This is a genomic window from Planctomyces sp. SH-PL14, assembly GCF_001610835.1.
GTDB lineage: Bacteria > Planctomycetota > Planctomycetia > Planctomycetales > Planctomycetaceae > Planctomyces_A.
Genome location: NZ_CP011270.1, coordinates 7990726 through 8012041, shown reverse-complemented (window position 1 = coordinate 8012041; position 21316 = coordinate 7990726). Strand labels below are relative to the sequence as shown.

Below are 21316 nucleotides of genomic sequence, written 5' to 3'. Positions count from 1 at the left end.
AGCCCGAAGCTCAGAACCTGCGGGCCTATGCCCTGAGCTGGACGAGGCACCGGCGGACCAGGGCCCGCTCTGAAACGCAGCACCCTGAACAGAACGACCGGCAAACGGGGAGAGACGGCCCGGACGCAGCAGGGGACGATCCGGCTCACTGAGCGGACGGATGCCCGAATCTTGTGGGAATCGCGCAGCGGTTTGGTTACCGTGTGCGGCGTGAATGTTCCTCCACAGCGTGATGACCTGGTGATCTCCCAGCTCGAGTGGGATGTCTTCGCCGAAGCCGTCCGTGGTGGCGGCGGGTGCAATCTTCCGCCGGGGGCAGTCGGTCAGCTGATGCTGGGGCATCTCATTGCCCGGGGCTGGGTGCATGTCGGCGAAGGGACCATGGCCCTGACCTCCGCCGGCTGGCGGGTCGCGACGGCCAGAATCCGGATCATCTATCCCGGCGGCGTGGCGATCCCGCGTTCGGCGCTGGGGTAAGTCGCCCATCCCGAAGCCTCTCGGGGTCGCGCGGTTCGCCGCGGCTGATGCGAAGTTGCTGCCCGCGGCAACCCCTCGTCCGGAGCCCGTCTCGCGTGCCCGCGCGCCGCAAAACCGGGCACTCGCATCGGGCCGCCGGGGAACGCTTGTTGCGTCGCGCCCTTGCGAACGATTCGCAGCAACGGGGGCGGAGATGTTTCCAGTGGCCGTGTTCGATTCCCAGTGGCGTGTGCTTGAGCGACTCTGGGTGGCGCCGATCTCATTGCGGGGAATGCTTCGTCTGAAAGGGACCGACCGCGCGGCGTTCTGGCTGCTCGTCGAGCAGGGACATCTCTCCATCGCGGCGGGAGGCGATGACATGGTCGTGAATGAGTCGGGGCAGAAACTCCTTCGAGGCTGCTGGGTGATCAACCCGACCGGGGCCCGGGAGTGGCGACAGCTCTCCCCCCTGGACTTCGCGGACCGTTGAGTCTCGCCGGGAGGGGAGGGGAGCCTGGCCGTCGCTGTGTATGGCCCTGTTCCTCGGAGCATCGAGGGCTCCGGCCGTCTCCTCGATGCCCGTGAAGACCCGTGGGCATGCCACCCGGCCTCCCCCGGCGCCACGCTTTCATGCCCCCTTCGAGCCGCGGGCATCCTTCCCGGCCCCCCGTCGATCTCGATCGATCGCCTGCTCTTTGAGAAACTGGTCGATCGCGTAGACGACCGCGTCTGTCTCCAGGACGCGGACGGAGGCTCTCTCCAACAGGTCCGCGAGCCGGTCGTGGATCGCATCCATCGAGTCCAGCGTCGACCGCCAACGGACCGCCAGGCTGGCACTGTCTCTCTTCATCCGGTGAGAGAATCGCAACTCCTTATCCGGCATCTCGTCCATGGCTGGCCTCGAACGTCGGACGTCGATGGCCCCGCACGAGGTTCGCCGGGCGTTCAACGAGTCATTGTCATTGTCATTGTCATTGTCATTGTCTGCCACCATGGATTCCGGTTTCTCGCCCGGACCGTCCATTCTCCGCGGTCGTCGGCGTGGGGGTTGCCCGCAAAGTGGTCCCCGCCCGAACGGCAGGGGGGCATGGCCACAGCGTTCGTGGCCATGCGCGCCTTGCAGCAGGAGAGAACTCCAGGCGTCTCTTCCATGCCCGCGCGGTCTCGCAGCGGGCGTTTCGAAGACTCAACGCCCCTATGTCGCTTTACGGAAGGCGGTCATCTTGCCCCCCTCCAGCGCCCGCTTCGCATCCAGAAGACCGAAGAGTTCGATGAACTTGGCAACGAGGCCCGTCCAGCCGGTCTGGTGGCTGGCTCCGAGTCCCGCCCCGTTGTCGGCGTGGAAGTACTCGAAGAACTGCAGGTAGTCGCGCCAGTGGGGATCGGACTGGAACTTCTCCGTGCCGCCGTACACCGGACGCCGCCCCTGTTCGTTGCGGAGGAAGGTCCGGGTAAGCCGGTCGGACAGCTCCTGGCTCACCTGGTACAGGTTCATCATCTTTCCCGAACCAGTCGGGCACTCGATCTGGAAGTTGTCCCCGTAGTAGAGGTAGTACTGCAGCAGGGCGCGGATGATCATCGCGTTGACCGGCATCCAGACGGGGCCCCGCCAGTTGGAATTGCCGCCGAACATGCCGGTGTTCGACTCCGCGGGGAGGTAATCGACGCGGTATTCCTGCCCGTTCGCATAAAAGACGTATGGATGCTGCTCGTGAAACTTCGAGATGGAGCGGATGCCGTAGGGGCCCAGGAACTCGTTCTCGTCGAGCATCTTCGTGAGGATGCGGCGCAGTCGATCCGGATTCAGGATGGCGAGGATCCCTCGGTCCTTGACCCCCAGGTGGCCGGGGCCGGTGGGATGCATGGCCTTCGCGAGTTCCGGGATGCGCCGCAGGCGTTCCATCAGCCCGGTCATCGCCCGCGGAATGCGTTCCCGCTGCCAGGGCTCGATCACCGTCGTGGCGCACAGCGGCAGCAGCCCCACCAGGGAACGGACCTTGAGCCGCGTGGCGGTGCCGTCGGGGAGTCGCAGGAGGTCGTAGTAGAAGCCGTCCTCCTCGTCCCACATCCCTTCGGCTCCCGGCCGGTTCATCGCCGCCGCGATGTAGTAGAACTGCTCGACGAACTTGAGGACCATGTCCTCATACACGGGATCGTCCACCGCCAGCTCCACCGCCAGTTCCACCATGTTCTGGCTGAAGAGAGCCATCCAGGCCGTGCCGTCCGCCTGTTCGAGGTAGCCGCCGGTGGGGAGCGGGGCGCTGCGGTCGAACACGCCGATGTTGTCGAGGCCGAGGAATCCCCCCTCGAAGACATTCTTGCCGAAGCGGTCCTTCCGGTTCGTCCACCAGGTGAAGTTCAACGTCAGCTTGTTGAACGCCCCGCGGAGGAACTCCGTGTCCGTTTCCCGTCCCAGGGCTTGTGCGGTGCGATGCAGGAACAGCGTGGCCCAGGCGTGAACGGGCGGGTTCACGTCGCTGAAGTTCCATTCGTAAGCGGGAAGCTGCCCGTTCGGGTGCTGGTACACCCCCTTGAGCATCAGCCGCAGCTGCTTCTTGGCAAAGTCGGGATCGACGATGGCGAGCGGCAGCGTGTGGAACGCCAGGTCCCAGGCCGCGTACCAGGGATACTCCCACTTGTCGGGCATCGAGATGATGTCCTTGTTCAGCATGTGGAACCACTCCGAGTTCCGGGAGGCGCGATAGCCGGAATGCAGCGGGTTCGAGTGATGCTCGTCCAGCCAGTTGTCTCCGTCGAAGAAGAAGAACTGCTTGCTCCACAGCATCCCGGCCAGCGCCTGACGCATCACGTTCGCCGCGTCGGCGCTGACGGAGGGCGGGGTCACGGCCCGATAGAATTCATCCGCCTCACGCAGCCTCTGGGCGAAGACCCGCTCGTACGCTTCGCCAAACGGCTCGACGATCCCGCCGGAGGCCCCGCAGGTCAGCCGGAGGCGGACCACGGCGGTCTGTCCCGCGTCCAGACGGACCTTGTAGTGGGCGGCGACCTTGGTCCCGTGAGACTGGGGATTGACCGCGCCCTGATCGCCCTGCACCACGCAGTTGTTGATGCCGTCCTTGACGTACGGGCTCTCGTTCTTCTGGCCGGGAAAGAGCCGCTCGTGGTTCGTTTCGTTCTCCGTAAAGAGCAGCGGCGCCTCCCCCTCGCAGGAGAGCGTGAATTCGCCCACGCTCGGGTGTCGTCCCGCGACGGCGCTTGTCCCCGCCTTGGATTCTCTCAACCGGAGCTCCGGCTTCTCGGAGGCGCGGTTGGATGCCGCAATCCAGTTTGACCAGTCGTTCCGGAACCAGAGCGTCGGCAGGAGATGGAGATCGGCCGCGTCCGGGCCCCGGTTGACGGCCGTGATCTTGACCAGGATGTCCTCGGGGCCGGCTTTCGCGTACTCCACAAAGACATCGAAGTATCGGTCTTCCCCGAAGACTCCCGTGTCGAGGAGCTCGTACTCCATCTCATTCCGGTTGCGGCCCCGGTTCGTCTCCACCAGATCAGCATACGGGAAGGCCGCCTGCGGATACTTGTAGAGGTACTTCATGTACGAGTGGGTCGGCGTGCTGTCCAGGTAGAAGTAGTACTCCTTCACGTCCTCGCCGTGGTTCCCCTCGCTGTTCGTGAGTCCAAACAGCCGCTCCTTGAGGATCGCGTCCTGGCCGTTCCAGAGTGCCAGGGCAAAACAGAGCTGCTGCTGGTCATCCGAGATTCCGGCCAGGCCGTCTTCCCCCCAGCGATACGCCCGCGAGCGGGCCTGATCGTGTGTGAAGAAGTTCCAGGCGTCCCCGTTCTCGCTGTAGTCCTCGCGGACCGTTCCCCACTGCCGTTCAGACAGATAGGGCCCCCACTTCTTCCACGGGGCTGTCTGTTCGCGCGCGTCCTTCAATCGCTCTTGCTCGACCGTCATGTTGCACCTGCCTTGCACTCGAAGAGGAACATCAATGGTGTCCGCGCGAGCGGAGTCGCCCCCGCCCGAACGGTGAATCGCCTCACTCTGTGGGCCGCAGTCGTTTCCCGGAACTCACGTCCGCGGCGACTGCCGGCCCCACCACATCGCCAGCAGCAATGAACCGATAATCTCGAACACCGCGTAGGTCACGACGGCCGTCACGGCCGATGTCCGCGCAAAGCTCCCGGTCGCAATCACGAGCCCGACCCCCACGTTCCGGAGCGCGGTGGTCAGCGTCAGGGCCTTCCGGTTCGCCAGCCCCGGCCCTCCCAGGATCCAGCCGGTCCCCAGGCTGGCGGCCAGCAGTGCCAGCATCGCCACGACACTCGCCGGGCGGATTCCCAGGAAAATCTCCGACTGAGTCCCGACGATCAGACCGCAGGCCAGCAGCACCAGGACCTTGCCGGCCGCGTTGGCCGGCTTCAGCAGACGCTCCGCCAGTTGAGGGCGGGCGCTTCGGATCGCCAGCCCCAGGCACAAGGGAAGCAACTGCGTGACGAGGAGCGTCCTCACCATGTCGAGCGGGTTGACGGTCAACTGTTGATCGCCCGCCACAAAGGGAAGGAGCAGGCCCAGGAGCAGGGGGGCCAGGATCGCGGAGGATCCCGCCAGCAGGACCATCAGGCCGACGGCGGTCGCGACGTTTCCCTTGGCGATCGCCGTGATCGGCGGTCCGAAGGGAGCCCCGGGGCAGACCGCCAGGATCAGGAACCCCGCGGCCGTCATGGGGGGCGTCCGGCACAGCAGCAGGGCCAGGGTGGCGGCGGGGACGCAGACGTAGTTCCCCCACGCCGCCTTGGCCGTCAGGCGCCAGTCCCGGGCCACGTCGGCCAACTCGCCGACGGTCACGCCCAGTCCGATCGTGATCATCATCTCGATCAGCGCGACGGCGACAATCAGGTTCGTGAATTGGGTGACTGTCATGACAGACCCAAGACTCAGCAATGCCACCACCCGCCCAACGCCGGCAGTTTATCCCGGCGTCCTGTCCGCTTCCAGAGTCGCTCCCGACCGGCCTAAGCGGGCTTTCGACGACCAGACACGTCTGATGCCGGGGGCCAGGGCCACCGCGTTGTGCGGCCCTGTTGCTCGGAGCCGGAGGGAGCTCCGGGCGCCGCCTCGATGTCCTCAGAGGGCCGCTTCCCGGCCGTGTCTTCGTCTGCGGCCGCGCGTCGCTGTTGCGGGGCGAACCCCGGTTCCCTTTCGGCGCTCCGATCGATCAGGGGACAACCACCCGCCCGTCTGTCCGGCCGGGCGCGCCCCCGGGGATGGCCAACCTGACAATGGAGCCGTTTTTCCGCGGGCCTGTCGGGCAGCACCGCCGCCGTGCCGATGGAGCGGAGTCGCTCCTCGGACCCGCGCCATGCCCCAACCCCTCACCGCAAAACAACAGGCCTTCCTCGCCGCCTACCAGACGTACGGCGTCGTCCGGATCGCCGCCGCCAAAGCGGGGGTCTCTCGCGAGCTCCACTACAACGCCCACCGCGCCTCCGAAGCCTACCGGCAGGCCTTCGCCACCATTCAGCGGATCGACGCCCTGCGTCTCGAGGAAGAGGCCCGGGCCATCGCCCTCGAGGGGATCCCCGAACCGGTCTACTACGGCCGCAAGATCGTCGGCTACCGACGCAAGTTCTCCGACCGCCTCCTGATCTGCCTCCTCCAGGCCAACAACCCCGAAAAGTTCCGCCGGCGCCGCCCCCGCCGCCGTCCGCGCCGAAAACGAAAACCTGACAATCGAATGGTTTTGTGGGCGCAGGTCATCCGGTACGCCTCGATGCCGTCCATCACGGGCGATCCCGACTCCGTCCGCAACCGCCGACAAGAGCCCCTCGGCTCGCCGCTCGTCCTCGCGGCCAAAGACAAGGAAGGGGTGAAGGGGACTGCTTCACGTCGAAACGCGATCCGGAAGCGGTCTTCACCGTTCGCGAAACGCCGCCGCCGCACGCGCGGCCTCGACGGCCCGCCACGTCCGCTCCGCCGTCTCCTCCACCAGCGCGACCTCCACCGGCGTCCACCCCCGCGGCCGCGGACTGTGGACCGTCAGCGTCGCCATCCACTCCCCGTCCCGCAGCAGTGGAACCGCCACATAGGCCCGGATCGCCGCCGCCGCCAGGAGGTCCCGCTCCGCCCTGGAGATCGTCGAATCGGCCTCGACATCGTTCGCAACAACGGTCCGCCCGGACCGGGCCGCCTCCCCAAACCGTTCTCCCAGCTCCTCCGGCCGGAACTGGCTTCTCCGCGGAGAGTGCCCGTTCCCGTTGCCATCAAACTCGCGGGTGTGCGGCCTGTCGACGTGCGGCCCATCGACGGGAGCGCGGACCGCCCCGTTGCCGTCGCCATCCCCGTTCGTCTCGGTGTAGTCCGCCTGCGGAACGCCCAGATGCTCCCCGAGCATCCTCGCGGCGACCTCGGCCATCTCCCCGGCCTCGGTCAGCGGCCGGAGCGCGTCGCTGAGCCGGAGCAGGAACGATTGCCGCCCCTCGCTCTCGCGCAGCGCCAGTTCGGCGCGCGCCTGCTCGACGGCCATGCCGGCACGGACAGCAGTCTCCTCAACCATGATCCGCTCAGACTCCGTCCATTGGCGCGGACCGGCCTGATGGACTGCGATGGTGCCGAGAAACCGGCCGCGTTGCACGAACGGGACGCCGATATAGGCCAGAAAACCGACTGTCTCGTAGGACTTCAGAACGGTCTCGCTGATGCGCGGATCGATCCTGGCGTCAGAAACGACCTGCGTTTCGCCCGCATGGAAGCCGTCATAGGCGTACTTCCCGAACTCGATCAGCCGAAACCGGCCGATGGCGGCAGGGGCGCCGTCCGTATAGCCGCCGGAGGAGCTGAGATACTCGCCCGTCTCGTCGGCCGTGTAGTACTGCGCGCGGCTGACACCGAGCCGCTCGCCAAGAAGGCGCATCGCTTCCAGTTGGATTGTCTCAGGATCGATCAACGGACGCAGCGCGTCGTTCAATTGAAGCAAGTAGGCCTGCAGCGCTTCGCTTTCGCGCAGGACGGCTTCAGCGCGCTTCCGCTCGGTAATGTCTTCGAACATCGCGACGAAGCGGTCGTCGGCTTTCGGATAGAGGTGGACGTCGAACCATTTGCCGAGCGAGGTCACCTCGCCTTCGATCCGGCGTGCCTCACCCGAGCGCACCACCTCATCCATGAGATCAACCCAGCCATCCTCCAGGCCGGGTATGATCTCGCGCGCCGTCCGGCCGCGCGCTGTGTTGACGTCCACACCGATGATGCGCCCGAACGCCGGATTCATGTCGACGATGCGATAGTCGATCGCGCGGCCGTTCACGTCGCGAATCATCTCGCACTCATCGTAGCCTTGGCTCATCCGCTCGATGAGCGTGCGATAGTTCTCCTCGCTCTCGCGCACCGCGGCGTCGGCACGCACCCGGCTCGTGACGTCCTGGAACAGCACCGCCACCCGGCGGCTTTCCGGATTGTCCGGCTCCAGCTTGAAGACGTTGAACTCGTACCAGATCTTTTCGGGAGAGGCGTAGCGAACCGCCTGTTCGCTCTTGCCGGTCACGGCGACGCGGCCCCAGATTTCGTACCAGTATTCTTCGTAGGCGGCGCTCACGTCGCGAAGGCGCTGGCCGGTGAGATCGACGCCAACCATGTGGATTGCGGAGGCATTGGAAGCGACATACTCGATATCGATCGGCTTTCCGGCCGCGTCGAACAGGACATCCGCCACGAGATAGCCCTCAGCCATCGAGTCAAAGAGCGTGCGGTACTTCTCCTCGCTCTCGCGGAGCGCCGCCTCAACGCGGTCGCGCTCGATCAGGTTCGCGGCGAGCCGCGCATGCAGCTCGAGCCACCGCAGCTCCCGGTCGGTCGGCGCGCCCGGCTCGCGGAAGTGGACCGTCAGCACCCCGAGCAGCTCGTCCCGGCGGGTCTTCATCGGGACGCTGACCGCGGCCCGGTAGCCGAGCGACGCGGCCGTGGGGGCGTGGGCCTCCCATTCCGGATCCGACTGCAGGTCGGCCACGACCACCCGCTCTCCGGTCCGGATCGTGGCGGCGCACGTCGAGTGAAAGTCCCGGTCGATCGGCGGGATGTCGCGGAGGGCCGCCTCGTCGAAGCCCCGGGAGGCGACGTACCGCAGGACATCCCCCCGCGTCTCGAGCGTCTGGATCGTCCCCCGGTCGGCCCGGAACAGCCCGATCGCGGCATCCAGGATCTCTCCCAGCCCGACCCGGAGGTCCTGGATCGAGAGCAGCCGGTCGGCGAGGGCATGCAGAGCCGTCATGGTCTTCAGCTCGTCCGCCAACCGCCGCTCGCTCTCGCGGAGCGCCGCCTCGACGCGGTCGCGCTCGATCAGGTTCGCGGCGAGCCGCGCATGCAGCTCGAGCCACCGCAGCTCCCGGTCGGTCGGCGCGCCCGGTTCGCGGAAGTGGACGGTCAGGACCCCGAGCAGCTCGTCCCGGCGGGTCTTCATCGGGACGCTGACCGCGGCCCGGTAGCCGAGCGACGCGGCCGTGGGGGCGTGGGCCGCCCACTCCGGGGCAGACTGCAGGTCGGCCACGACCACCCGCTCCCCGGTCCGGATCGTGGCCGCGCACGTCGAGTGAAAATCCCGGTCGATCGGCGGGATGGTGCGGAGGGCCGCCTCGTCAAAGCCCCGCGAAGCGACGTACCGCAGGACGTTGCGGCGGGCCTCGAGCGTCTGGATCGTCCCCCGGTCGGCCCGAAACAGCCCGATCGCGGCATCCAGGATCTCCCCCAGCCCGATCGAGAGGTCCGTGATCGAGAGCAGCCGGTCGGCAAGGGCATGCAGTCCCGTCATGGTCCCCAGCTCGTCCGCCAGCCGCTTCTCGCTCTCACGGAGCGCGGCATCGACCTGGGCGCGGTCGATCACGGCCCGCACGCGGGCCACGAGTTCACGCGGCGAAAACGGCTTGGCGATGTAGTCGTCCGCCCCCGCCAGCAGCCCCTCGATCGCCGCCTCCTCACCCGCGCGGGCCGTGACGAGCATCACCGGAAGATGTTGCAGCTCCGGTTCGCTACGGATCCGCTTCAGCAGCTCGAATCCGTCCATGTTCGGCATCATGACGTCCGCCAGAAGGACGTCTGGACGGGCGCGGCGGATGGCGTCCAGCGCGGCCTGACCATCGCCGACGACTTCGACATCCCACCGCGGCGCGAGCAGTCGCCGCAGGTACTCGCGGAGGTCCGCATTGTCGTCCGCCACCACGATCCGGCCCCGCGGCGGCGCCTCGGCCACGCCCGGCGAGAAAGGAATTCCGGCCGAGGCGGGCGGGCCGAGCAGATCGGCCGCCACCCCCTCGGGGTTCTCCGGCAGACGGTCCGCGTGGACCAGCCATCGCGACGCCTGTTCGGCCAGCTCCGTGGCGACGCCGGCGGAGCTCGGGCGGGGCTCTTCGGCCCTGTCAGCGGTCACGGTCCTCGCATAGGGGTTTGGCTTGTACGGCATCCAGATCGTGAAGGTGGTTCCCCGCCCCTCGCGGCTCTGGACCCGGATCTGGCCCCCCATCCGCAGGACCAGATCCTCGACGATCGCCAGGCCGATCCCGGACCCCTCCGCCGTCCGGGCTCGGGCCCCCCGGACGCGATGGAACCGCTTGAAGATGTTCGGCAGTTCCTCCGTCGGGATCCCGACCCCCGTGTCCGCGATCTCCAGCTCCGCATGGAGCGCGAGCTTCCGCAGGACGACCGCGATCTCCCCCTCGAACGTGAACTTGAAGGCGTTGGAGAGCAGGTTGGAGACGACCCGCTCCCACATCTCCCGGTTGATCGGGACCGGAGGGATCGCCGGATCGCACTCCAGCCGCAGCGTCAGCCCCGCGGACTCGATGGCGCTCCGGAAGGCGCTCACGACATCGGTCAGCACGCCGCAGAGATCGACCACCTCCAGGTTCGCCTGCCGCCGCCGGCTCTCGATCTGCGAAAAGTCCAGGAGGTTGTTCACCAGCCCCAGGAGCCGCCGCGAGTTCCGCGCGGCGAGGTCCACCTCGGGGACGAGCGCCGCCGGGAGGGCGTCCCGCTGGCGGAGCAGCTGTTCGAGCGGAGCCAGGAGCAGCGTCAGCGGCGTGCGGAACTCATGGCTGACGTTCGCAAAGAAGTCGGTCTTGAGACGGTCGAGCTCCGACAGGCCCTCCAGCCGTTCCCGCTCCCGCTGCCGGAACTGCGCCTCCGCAAACCGCGCGGTGACCCGCACGGCGATCTGCGACAGGAAGTCCGCATACGCGGCGTCCATCACAAGCCGCGGACTGTGGCCGAGGACGATCGCCCCCACGGGAGGCTCGCCGGCGACCGACGTCAGCGGGATCACGCTGGCCGAGGCGAGCGGCTCCGGCCAGGGCTCGACGACCAGCCCGGAGAGCCGCGTCACCAGATCCTTCACCAGCACGGAGGGCTCGCCGCGCGTCGCGCGGCCGACCGGCCAGACGGCCGCCTCCGACTGCAGGTCCAGGAGCCGCGGGGCCGCGGGACTCCCCGCCTCCACCCCCTTGGCGGCGACGAGCGTGGCGGAGCGGCGGGTCCGATCGAGCAGGTAGATCAGCGACAGCGGCAGGTCATGCGTGTTGCGGGCCAGCGCCCCCAGTGCCCGCTCGCAGGTCTCGTGGGGCGTCGCCGTCGGCCCCGTCGACTCCGCGACCGCCGAGAGCGTCTTCATCCGCCGTTCGACCAGCACACGCGGGGTCGTGTCGATGGAGGTCGAGAGGACCCCGGCGATGGCGCCGGCATCGTCGTGGAGCGGGCTGTAGGAGGTCGTGAAATAGGACTCGATCGACAGGCCGTCGCGGACCGACGTCCAGAACTGGTTCGGGAGGACCGTCGCCTCCCCGCTCAGCTCGACTTTCTTGAGCTCCGCCGACACCACCTCCCACTCCGCGGTGTGGAGCGCCTCGGAAGGCTGGCCCTGCGGGTTGCTCACCTCGCCGAGCTGCGGCAGGTAGGCGTCGTTGCAGATCGTGACCCGCTCCCGCCCCCAGCGGATGACCATCGCCTCCCGCGACGTCAGGACGGTCCGGACGATCGCCCGCAACGACATCTCCCACGTGTGGACGGGGCCCAGCGACGTCACCGACCAGTCCACCTCCCGGAGCTGGGCCCGGGCGAGACCGGGACCGCCGAAGAGTCCTTCGACCGCCTCCACCTCCGACTGCAGCCGCGGGTTGCGGGTCCCGGAGGCAATCTCCCCGATGACGTGCCCCAGTTCTTCCAGCGGGACCACCAGGTCCGCGGCCCCCGCCTGAATCGCCGCCCGTGGCATGCCGACATGCTCGGCCGACTCGGGGCTCTGGACGAGCACGCGTCCCCCGGCGTCGTGCAGGTGCCGCGCCCCGCGGGCCCCGTCATCTCCCATCCCGGTCAGCACCACGCCGATCGCATACGGCCCGAAGCTCCGGGCCAGCGAATCGAGCATCCGGCTGAGCGGATCGTCGAGAGCCCCCCGCTCGCACGGCGAGAACGCGCACGACCCGTCCGGCAGGAACTCGACAAAGACCCCGGCCGGAGCGACCAGCACCACCCCGGGACGCAGGGTCCCGCCGTTCTGAAGAAACTCGACCGGCAGCGGATTGGTACTGCGAAAGACATCGACCGACTTCGTCGACTGCGGCGAGAGGTGCTGCATGACGACGATCGGAATCCGGAACCCCTCGGGCAGCCCGCGGAGAACCGTCGCGACCGCCGGGTACCCTCCCGCCGAGGCCACAAACGCCACCACCTGAAACGGCGTCTTGCTGGTCGGGCTCATGATGGCTCTTCCCTCGGTCGGACGGGGTCAGACAGGGTTCTGCCATGGATGATAGCCGGAGAGACTCCGCCAGGGGGCATGCGAAGCCGGTCCCCCATTCAACCGACCGGGGCAGGGGCGGGGGCGGTTCTCCTTCGAAGGACGCCCGCTCTTCGACGGAGCCGCGAGAAATGCCCGGGGACAGGAACAGGAGCGAGGCGGGCCAGCCAACGCTCGCCGCTCGACCATCCCCGGGGCTGGATTCAAAAGCGCTCGACCAGGTTGTGGTCTTCCGGCCGAGCGCTGGCGTCATGGCTGCCGGACGATGACGCCGTCCGGAAGATATCGCGAGAGGCGCTGCGGCTTGTACCCAGGAAATCCCTGGGTCACAACGGACGACAGGATGCCGCCTCCGGTGCCTCCACGACGACAATCTCGTCGGTCCAGGCGAACGGCATGGCCGCCGCCACCCGCTCCCCTCGCTCCGTCGCCGAGTACCGCGCGTCGCTCCGGGAGGCCAGCCCCAGCTCCACGAGCCGCTGTGCGGTCCGGACACTCTGCGGGAACATCTCCGCCTCGGCCAGGGAACCGACGCGGACCAGCGAGCGCAGCGTCTGAAACTCGGCCACCAGCAGTGTCAATCTTCCCCGGTCCAGCCCGGCCTGTGGTGACTCGTCCCTGACCTGATCCGACAGACATCCCGACACGCAGCTCACAGCATCGCCCCCCATGGTCTCTCCATCAAACGGTCCCCCTCGGCGAAAGTCCGCCGGGGCGACGCGGGGAGAATCTAGGGACCGCACCGACGCGACACAGCCACCATTTCCCGCCGAAGCGCCAGAAAGTCCGGGTCTTCCCGGAACCCGCGAGTCCTGTTGCCTCCCTTCAACGCCCGGAGCGTGGCGACGCGTCAACATGCCTCAAGCTGCGTCACGCAAGATTCCGCCGGGAATCCCCGCGCGCTGCACGCAGGCCATGGAGTGCTGCGGAAAGCCCGGCCGCGCGACCGCCGCTGAACCAGCGAGACGCCCCATCGGATGCGTTGAGCCTTTGCGAGCCGCACCGGCACTCGTGCTGCCGTCACGTGCGTCTCGGAGACGGAACTCGGCGACGTCGCTCAACTCTTCCATCCCGGAGACGTCGTCCACCAGAACAGGAACCGGGCTGCGACGAACGCTCCGTACAGGCAGATCGGAGCGCTGATCGCCAAGCCGCCGATCGCCAGAGGCAGAAGCGGGCCGGGCCCGAATCGACGAACCGCGTTCAGGGCGAAGAGGCCATAAATCACACTCATCACAAGCAGAAGAGGACTCGCCAGGAACAGTCCCGAACGGCGCGCTGAAAAACGGCCGACTCAGCATCTGAGAATCGGTGGAGCGCGGCGGCCACGATCGGAAGCCCGAGTCCGAGAAGAGCCGTCGTCAACGAGTTCCAGGCCGACCATCGCGCGGAGCGGAAGGCCTCGGCCGAACGGACGGCGTTCCCGTCGACTTCGTTCTTCGTGCCTGGCATGACGCGGGGAACTCCGGCCTCATTACTGCGGATTGCATGGGCAGCGTAGCATGCCCGCGGCTCTGCACGGGCCTGGAAAAGATTGACGCTTGCTGCGATGCCACGACACGTGGCGACACAAAGCTGTGCGATGCCATCTCGCCGCGCGTCACAACTTGTCACGATCGAACGTGTGCGACCAAATTCGAGTGATCATGTGAAGTTTCCGGCGGACTGTGGAAACCTGAAGGTCTAATTCCTGGGCGATTTCCCGAGTTGAGAAGCGTTCGATGGCAAGGACGGCAATTCTCCGTGTTGTGTCGTCATTGAGGAGTGACATCAGCCACGCAATCCCGGAAAGCTTGTTCGAGTCGGAGAGGGGCGAGATCGGCGTCGCGGACTTGGGTACTGGAGACGCGAACGGGTGCGTGTCGTCGCAATGTCCCCCTCCGATGGTCTCCACTCTCCCCGCCAACAGCCTCATCGACCCAGGAACCGCCCCGCGTGTCAATTCTTCATGACCTTCGTCCGCTTCTGGGAGCTCGACTACCAGTTCCAGCGAAACGGACGTGCCGTTGAGCAGCGCCGCCAGCTTCGCCTCCACCCTTCCGAAACGGACAGAATCGTGGATTGACACTGGACCGCCATTGACACTCCGGCCGTTCACAAATGTCCCATTTCGACTTCCACTGTCGATCACGTGCACACCGAAACAGGAGATGAATAACGTTGCGTGAGCACGCGACACCGACAGATGAGGAAGGTGAACGTCACACTCAGGAAGCCGACCAATTGTTTGGATACCTTCGTGTAGCGGCAACCGCTTGACTCCGACGCTCGACGGCTGGATGTCCTTCATCCTGAGGCGACTTGCGATTCGTCCCGCAAGACTCAACTCCTCGCTCGTGGAATTGATGTGCCGCGCTTCCCGAAGAGTCAACTCGACGCCAGCTTCCTCTTCTGGCGGACTGCTCAGAGTGTGGACTTCGTCGATGCCGAGGCGTTCCGCGATTCTTTGGGCGATCGCGCCTTCGTCCGCGGTTGGTTGCAGATCGTCCAGTTCGTCCACCTCACGACGAAGCCAGTCGACATCCGATTCTTCGGCCTCGCATCTCAAGGCCGCTGCGAGGCGCTCGATTTCAGATTGATCAGTCATGATACCGTCTCCAGATCGCGCGGATGCTTCGATCAATCTTTACGCGAGCTCGGCACAGTTCGGTCCGGACATTTGCCTCCGTGATACCGAACTGCTGAGCGATGTGGAGCACCGGGGTACCGCTCTCCACCATCTGAATGATCTCGACCTGGCGAGGCGTCAAGTCCTTCATGACTTCGCACGAGTGTTTGAGGAGGATCTCCTCCAGCTCGATCTTCGGAATGGGATCGACGTATGACAGCTTGAGCTGCGCTTCAGGCAAAAGGCCAATCCTCGAATGTCCGATCTTCTTCTTGAGAGACTTGAAGAACAACCGGCGGCAAACAGCGATGGCGTATGATCGGTGGCAGTGGATGAAACTGGGATTCTCAGCCAACTTTCGAAAGACGATTCGGATGGCGTCTGCCCCAATTTCCTCCGCATCCTCGATGGACGCGCCCAGGTTTCGCAGGCAGCGGATTACCGGGAAGATGAGCTTCTTGAATACCCGCTCCTGATCAAACCGACTTAAGTCGTCACGCTCGGGATTGTCCGACAAGACAACCTCCTCTGGTTGCTCCTCGCTGGATCGTTCGATACCGCTGCTTTGGCAGACGTTAGGCGCCGTCCACTACTCAGTGCACCATTGCTGCCACGTCATGACAGGGGAAGTCATTGCTCATGAAAGATTTTCTGATTTGGGCGGCACGAAGCCTGCTCAAGGCGAGTCGCGAGCAAAATCTTGCTAAATCATGTGTCACAGGTTGGCACGACTCTCCTCTTCATTCTTCATCAGGTTGCTGATCGTCAAACCGTCCTACCCAGTAGTCGCAGCGGAGGGCACGATATGGCCCAGGCATCCTACCCGTTCCGGCATTCGTGGCGTCTTCCGAGAACCACATGTCTCTTGAGAGGCTTCACTTCGTCTGTGACGAGAACAGAAGGAGTTCTTGGAGCTCGATCGTAGTTTCTGAGCTGAGACGACCGCCCGGAGGCGCGCAAACGGAACGAAGCAGGCGGGCCAGTTCGCTCCCTTTCGAGCGCCTCCGGGTCTCCAATTCGGAGCAGATCTAGACGATTCTCAATCGCTAGCTTGGGGCTTGGCTTCGGCAGTCAGTTCGGCTCTGACATTCGAGATCTCAATGGGACAACTCCCTTCTGTAACGACCGACCAGTTCCAGCAGGCACTCCTGCATCGGCTGGAATTCGATTCGTTTCGAGATCTTTTTATTGACCGCCTGGAGGTACTCCATGCTCCCGAGGAGTCCATCGCAGATGACGTGCGGAATTCGTTCCCGGTCGTCGCGCTCGATCCCGATGTCGAGCGACAAGTATTCTCCCTTTCGGTCGATGTCCAGATAGCCGACTCCCGAGAGTCCGTACTGATTGACTTCGCCATCGACTCGAAGAATGTAAGCCAGTTTGGGAAAGGGGAATCCTTGGAACCGTAGCCCGTTGCAGGCCGTCTTCAGCGCTTTGAAGTGAGGCAGCACGGCCGTTGCCGCGTCCCGGCCCCCGAAGTCGGCAGAGAAGTCGATCTGCGACAGAATCATCTCGCTCATTCCTCTTGCTGTGCTTCCGCTCAACGCTCCTGGCTCTGTGGTGTGCCACCCGCTAGCTGTTGTAAGAGATCGCCAGACGAACGACCGCGGCCATCGTCCCGATCACCGCGGCTCCAATGGCGAAAGCGTTGTCCCACGGCCCATCGATGTCGTCGAGTTCGTCTGATCCCAGGCCGTCCTCGCTCGCTTCGTCATCTGCGACTCTCTCTCGTAGAGCGGCGTGGCAAGTCCCGCAGAGTGCGTTTCTCAGACTCAACACACCCAATTTCACTGCAGGGAGGCAACAGGATTGCCATCCCTGACCGATGGACTTCGGTGGTCAATCCTGGGTCTTCGGCAGCACACAATGAAGGATGTGGACGGTCTCGGCGATGTCGCACCGGAACGGATTCTGAGACAGGATTCCCATCGTCTGGTGCAGCAGCCGTGGAAGCAGGACGTCGTTGCCGGCACGGACCGAGTCCGCGGCCAGCAGGATTTCGCCCACGGCGATGGAGAACGTGGCCTCCGAGAGTTCCTTCGTCGCCATGTGGCCCCAGAGGTTTTCGACGCACGCCTGTCCCACATCGTCGCGAGTCGCCTGTGCGACGTTCCCGCCGTTGATCATGGTCACCAGATCGCGGGTGGTGAGCCGGCGCCCCTCATGACCCAGGTCGGGGAGGATCTCCGCCGCCAGCGTTTCGACGGGATCCGAAGTTTGACCTCTCCGGGACATCAGATCGATCAGCAGCTGGCGCGATTCCTTCGTCATTTCGCCCATCCTGATCGGACTGACCGCTGCGGGCCGCGAAAGCCCGCCCGGCCGCCGCGAGACGTCGCTTCCGGGCTCCGGTCTTCAGTGCGGGTAGCCTGGGACCGTCGTGAAGTCGCCGAGGATCTCCCCGAAGTCGCTGATGACGATGCACGTCGGATGGAACTGCCGGAAGGTCTGGATGCCCGCTGCGGTTACGCGCGTGTGCTTGAGCTGGACGTTGCGGATGTCGATCACGTGGGCGAGGGCTTTGAGGCCTTCGTCGGTGATGTCGGAACCGTTGAGGTTGAGGCCCCAGATGCGGCTGATCTCGCCGAGGTGCACCGCCAGCCGGTCCGCCCGCACCTGGCCGCTGAAATCGAGCTCCACGTAGTCCCCGTCGGTCAGCGCCGGAATCAGCGCGCGGGCCGGATCGTCCAGGGAGACTTTGGCCGGGCAGCGGATCTGGCCGATCTGCCAGCCGCGATCGTCTTCCGCCACCATCTGTTCGGTCAGCGGCGTCTCCCGCGGTCCCCCGAAGTGGCCGCCGTGCAGTTCGACGCCCCGCCGCAGAAGCTGCAGCGTCGGTTCCCGCAGGGGATTGTTCCCGATGAGACGCGCGCCCCCCGGACCTTCGAGCGCGATCCGCAGGTTCGGGTTCTTCGCCTGCATCGCCGCCGCGACTTCCGTGGGGAAACCGTCTCCGGTGAGGAACAGGGTTTTCAGACCGGGGTAGGTCCCGAACTTGTCGAACGTGGTCGCGTGAGCGCCCCACACCTTCAGCGTTCGGACCGTCGGAAGAGCGGCCAGAAACGGCCAGCCGTCTCCGATGTCCTCCGACGAGAGGGACAGGAAGACGAGCGCCTTGTTGCGGCCGATCGGTGCGAGTGCCTCCAGCGATTGCCCCGCCGCGCCGAGTCCCAGCACGTGCAGGCGCGGGAGCCGGGCCAGCTCCTCGGCGATGGGGCCGAGACTCCCGACCGTGGGGGCGGCGAGCTCCCGCAGATGAACGGCCCGGCAGACCGAACGGATGTCGCCGAGATCGAGCGGCTTGTTGAGGTGCGTGAAGGCGATGTCCCGGAGCACGACGGAACCGGCGGGGAGGTTGTCCACGCGGGCCACACTCTTCCAGGCCGGCTCGATGACGACGCTCCCGCCGCGCCGCAGGACCCACTCCGCGATCTCCCGGTCCGGCAGGGCCGCGGGGAGCTTCCAGGGGATGGGGGCCGGGGCGGGGGCGGGGGGTCGCGGCGCGCCGTCCGACGGCGTGGCGGAGGAGGAGGTGGCCGCAGGGGGCGGGGAGGGCTTCGTGGAGGAATCCGGGTAGGTCACCTTCACGTCGGCAGTGGCGGGGACCTCGATCCGGGTCTGGGTGCCGTCCCGATTCGTGATCGTGATGACGATGACTCCCAGCAGCACCGCCGCCGCGCCGAGTCCGCCCGCCGCGACCTTCCATCGGGGCGTCGCGGGGGGCCGGCGCCCGTCGCCGGCGGGGCGACCGGGCTTGGCGGGAGAATCGGAAGCGCGGGAGGACGCCCCCTTCGCGAGCGAGGGGGTCCTGGGGACCGAGGAGGGCCGTTCCACCAGGGCCGACTGCGGTCCTTGGGAGGAGGCCATCGACGCGAGGACGTCGGCCAGTTCCATGGCGGTCTGGTAACGGTCCGCCGGGTCCTTGGCCAGCAGCTTCCGGCAGACGTCGACGAGTTCAGCCGGCACGTCGCTGCGAAGCGTCTGGAGATCGGGAGGCGCGTTGAAGAGATGGGCCTTCATCTTGGTCGCCGTCGATTTCGTCCCTTCGCCGGCAAACGGGGCGCGGCCCGTGAGCAGAAAGAACAGCGTGCAGCCGAGGGCGTAGAGGTCGGTCCGCGCATCGGTGCTGCGGGAATCGGACCACTGCTCGGGGGCCATGTAGTCCGGCGTCCCCATGGTCTCGCCGAGGGCCGTCAGCTCGCCTCCCGGTCCCGCGGACTCCTCGCCGAGCCGGGCCAGTCCCAGGTCCAGGACCTTGATCTGGCCCCCCTTGGTGACGAGCAGGTTGGCCGGCTTGATATCGCGATGGTAGAGCTGCTGGGCGTGCGCCGCGCTGAGGCCCAGGGCCGCCTGGCGGATCGACTTGGCCGCGTTGACCGGGTTCATCGGTCCGTTTTTGCGGACGAACCGCTGCAGGTCGATCCCGTCGATGAACTCCATCGCCAGATAGTGGACTCCGCCGACTTCCCCGGCGTCGAACGCCTGGACGATGTGCGGGTGGGAGAGCTTCCCGACCGCCTTCATCTCCCGCTTGAAGCGTCCCAGGGCGAGCGGGTTCTGCATCATCGCCGCGGGGAGGATCTTGAGGGCGACGATCTTTTCCAGGTGGACGTGCTCCGCCCGGTAGACAGTCCCCATTCCGCCGGAACCGAGGTGGCTCACCAGCCGGTACGGCCCCAGCGTCCCCCCTTCGTGCACCGCAGCAAAACCCTGCAATCGTCCGGCCCCGCTCTCCGGCCCCGCTCCCGGCGGTCCGGTGTGGGTCCGGGCCCCGGGATTGGTCTCCTGATCCGCTCCCGCCCGGGTGGCATCCGACCCGGGTTCGAAGTCGTGGGAGTGGGAACGAGAGGGATCTGGTTTGTTCATCTCTGCCAAGAGTTATCAGCCGTACGAACGAATCGGACCCGGCTGCCGCCCGCGAACCTGCAGGGTGCAGGTTACTTCAAATTTTGCCCGGTTGCCTACCGTAATATCGGGCCGCCCCGAGGTTGGTCGTCCGGGGGAAGGTGGCCATCGACGAACGACCGGATAGAATCACCGGCGACTGCGGGCTGGGCAGACGATCAGGGCCGTTACGGGAGGATTTTGATGGAAGGCGTGATTCCGATTGTTCTCATGGTGCTGGCCGCCGTCTTCGGCCTTCCCTGGCTCTTCCGCCTCAAACGCTCCTACCTCGAAAAGGCGCTTCAGAAACACAACGACGAAACCCGCGCCGGCCTGGTTCTGGAGAAGGCCGGGATGCCCCCGCTCAAGTACTGGCTCCGCAACCGCAAAGGGGACTGCTGGGGCCTCGTCCGCCATCCCGGCGGCGAACGCCAATGGGTCCGCCTCGGCGGCGTCCTCCGCAGTGGGGATTCGCCGCTCACGTTCTTCGACGCCTGAGGGGCGCGCCGCCTTAAAACATCAGCCCGATCCCCACGTTGCTGAAGAAGTTGGCCGCGTCCTGGCTCAGCCCCCAGCCGACCCGGACGCCGATCTCGCAACGGGGCGTCAGCAGGTAGTGAACCCCGGGGCTGAAGTACTGCGCGTTGGACTCGTTGGCCTTGCCGTCGGTGAAGATCCCGAAGTACTCGCCATGCACGTTCCACCGCTCGCCGACCGGAACCTTCAGGACGATCGACGGCGCCCACTGATTGAAGCGATCGTCCCCTTCCAGCGCGTTCCCGTAGCGGACCGCGGCGTCGAGCTTCCACTCCTCAAAGAACGTCCACCCGAAGGCATACCCCACGATCAACTGGCTCGAGCTCTCCGGCCCTTCCGTCGGCGTCGAGCCCTGCAGGATCACGGCACTCTCGGGGACCCAGCGCTCCTGGTCCGTGAGGGCGTACTTGAGCCCGTACGTGATCTTCGACTCCGAGACCGAGCCCGGCGTCTCCTCGTCCCCCGTCGCGTCGGAGCCTGTGACGTCCCCGCCGCCGCCAACTTCGTGGTTCCAGCCCAGCCGCGCTTCGAGACGCTCCGTCAGGCCGTAACGGGCGATGAACTCCGGATAGCTGTGGGAGTCGACATCCCGACGGTTGTCGAGATAGGAGTGAGCCGCCTCCAGCAGCAGCCGCCCCCGTCCCACCGTGTTCGTCGCAAAGGTGAACGAGTCCCGGTCGGTCTCCAGCGGCTCCTCGGCCGCATCCCCTTCGCCTTGCCTGGACCGCGACTCAGCCTGACCGAACCAGGGAGGTGCCGGGTCTTCAAAGAGGTCTTCGAGCGACGGGCCGGGAAGCGACTGGGCCGACACCGGCGCGGGGGCGGCTACGAGACACGCGACGATCGCCAGAGCCAGAACGGCAGCGGGGGCGGGGGCGGGGGCGGGGGCGGGGGCGGGGGCCGCGACGACGAACCGCCAACGAGAGCGCATGGCCAAATTCCGTTTCGAGGCCGCCGGACGAATGCTGCGGGGCCTCTCCTCCGGAGAGACCGCTCCACTGGATTCATCGGAACATTCGCCGAATCGACCGAGTGCCATCTCCGGGCAGGCCCGAAAAGTCTGCCAGGGACTTTGCCGGTCGGGACGATTGTGCGA

General features: G+C 66.3%; 16 protein-coding genes. 3 read left to right on the top strand and 13 right to left on the bottom strand.

Features of this window, described 5'->3' with window-relative positions:
* Positions 1-210 precede the first annotated feature (210 nt).
* Together VT03_RS30855 and VT03_RS30850 are read left to right on the top strand one after the other, a co-directional pair.
* Positions 211-477: a hypothetical protein gene (locus VT03_RS30855; protein ID WP_156514884.1), complete on the top strand. Its 267-nt coding sequence runs from the start codon at positions 211-213 to the stop codon at positions 475-477.
* Between the two features lie 271 nt (positions 478-748).
* Entirely contained in the window at positions 749-946 is a 198-nt protein-coding gene (locus VT03_RS30850; protein WP_075096555.1) for a hypothetical protein, read from the top strand.
* A gap of 138 nt (positions 947-1084) precedes the next feature.
* Here the strand turns inward: VT03_RS30850 and VT03_RS30845 are convergent, their stop codons facing one another.
* The 12 genes from VT03_RS30845 to VT03_RS30785 all read right to left on the bottom strand — a co-directional run bounded on the left by VT03_RS30845 (position 1085) and on the right by VT03_RS30785 (position 19515).
* Positions 1085-1348, bottom strand: a complete 264-nt coding sequence (locus tag VT03_RS30845) for a hypothetical protein (RefSeq protein ID WP_156514883.1) — start codon at positions 1346-1348, stop codon at positions 1085-1087.
* Between the two features lie 303 nt (positions 1349-1651).
* Entirely contained in the window at positions 1652-4372 is a 2721-nt protein-coding gene (locus VT03_RS30840; RefSeq protein WP_075096553.1) for an MGH1-like glycoside hydrolase domain-containing protein, read from the bottom strand.
* Between the two features lie 114 nt (positions 4373-4486).
* Positions 4487-5338, bottom strand: coding sequence for a bile acid:sodium symporter family protein (locus tag VT03_RS30835; RefSeq protein WP_075096552.1), 852 nt, complete (start codon positions 5336-5338; stop codon positions 4487-4489).
* Positions 5339-6329: 991 nt separating this feature from the next.
* On the bottom strand, positions 6330-12152 hold the full coding sequence (locus VT03_RS30825; RefSeq protein ID WP_075096550.1) for a GAF domain-containing protein: 5823 nt from the start codon (positions 12150-12152) through the stop codon (positions 6330-6332).
* A 365-nt stretch (positions 12153-12517) separates the two neighbouring features.
* The gene (locus VT03_RS30820) at positions 12518-12772 is read right to left on the bottom strand and encodes a hypothetical protein (RefSeq protein ID WP_156514882.1); all 255 of its coding nucleotides are present in this window, start codon (positions 12770-12772) and stop codon (positions 12518-12520) included.
* 476 nt (positions 12773-13248) lie between these two features.
* Complete coding sequence (locus VT03_RS33935; RefSeq protein WP_156514881.1) at positions 13249-13425, bottom strand: hypothetical protein; 177 nt, start codon at positions 13423-13425, stop codon at positions 13249-13251.
* 366 nt (positions 13426-13791) lie between these two features.
* Positions 13792-14778 carry an FHA domain-containing protein gene (locus tag VT03_RS30810; protein WP_075096547.1) on the bottom strand — a complete coding sequence of 329 codons (987 nt, stop codon included), beginning with the start codon at positions 14776-14778 and terminating at the stop codon, positions 13792-13794.
* Complete coding sequence (locus VT03_RS30805) at positions 14771-15316, bottom strand: RNA polymerase sigma factor (RefSeq protein WP_075096546.1); 546 nt, start codon at positions 15314-15316, stop codon at positions 14771-14773. The genes VT03_RS30810 and VT03_RS30805 overlap by 8 nt, the downstream gene beginning before the upstream one ends.
* A 580-nt stretch (positions 15317-15896) precedes the next feature.
* On the bottom strand, positions 15897-16319 hold the full coding sequence (locus VT03_RS30800) for a hypothetical protein (RefSeq protein ID WP_075096545.1): 423 nt from the start codon (positions 16317-16319) through the stop codon (positions 15897-15899).
* Between the two features lie 52 nt (positions 16320-16371).
* On the bottom strand, positions 16372-16578 hold the full coding sequence (locus VT03_RS30795; RefSeq protein WP_075096544.1) for a hypothetical protein: 207 nt from the start codon (positions 16576-16578) through the stop codon (positions 16372-16374).
* A 60-nt stretch (positions 16579-16638) separates the two neighbouring features.
* Positions 16639-17070, bottom strand: a complete 432-nt coding sequence (locus VT03_RS30790; protein WP_075096543.1) for a hypothetical protein — start codon at positions 17068-17070, stop codon at positions 16639-16641.
* 84 nt (positions 17071-17154) lie between these two features.
* Positions 17155-19515: a serine/threonine-protein kinase gene (locus VT03_RS30785; RefSeq protein WP_197489132.1), complete on the bottom strand. Its 2361-nt coding sequence runs from the start codon at positions 19513-19515 to the stop codon at positions 17155-17157.
* A gap of 372 nt (positions 19516-19887) precedes the next feature.
* Here VT03_RS30785 and VT03_RS30780 point away from each other — a divergent pair, with 372 nt between their 5' ends.
* A complete protein-coding gene (locus tag VT03_RS30780; RefSeq protein WP_075096541.1) occupies positions 19888-20181 on the top strand; it encodes a hypothetical protein in 294 nt (97 codons plus the stop codon).
* A 13-nt stretch (positions 20182-20194) separates the two neighbouring features.
* On the opposite strand, the gene VT03_RS30775 is transcribed toward VT03_RS30780, so the two are convergent.
* On the bottom strand, positions 20195-21151 hold the full coding sequence (locus VT03_RS30775) for a transporter (protein ID WP_082846662.1): 957 nt from the start codon (positions 21149-21151) through the stop codon (positions 20195-20197).
* Positions 21152-21316 lie beyond the last annotated feature (165 nt).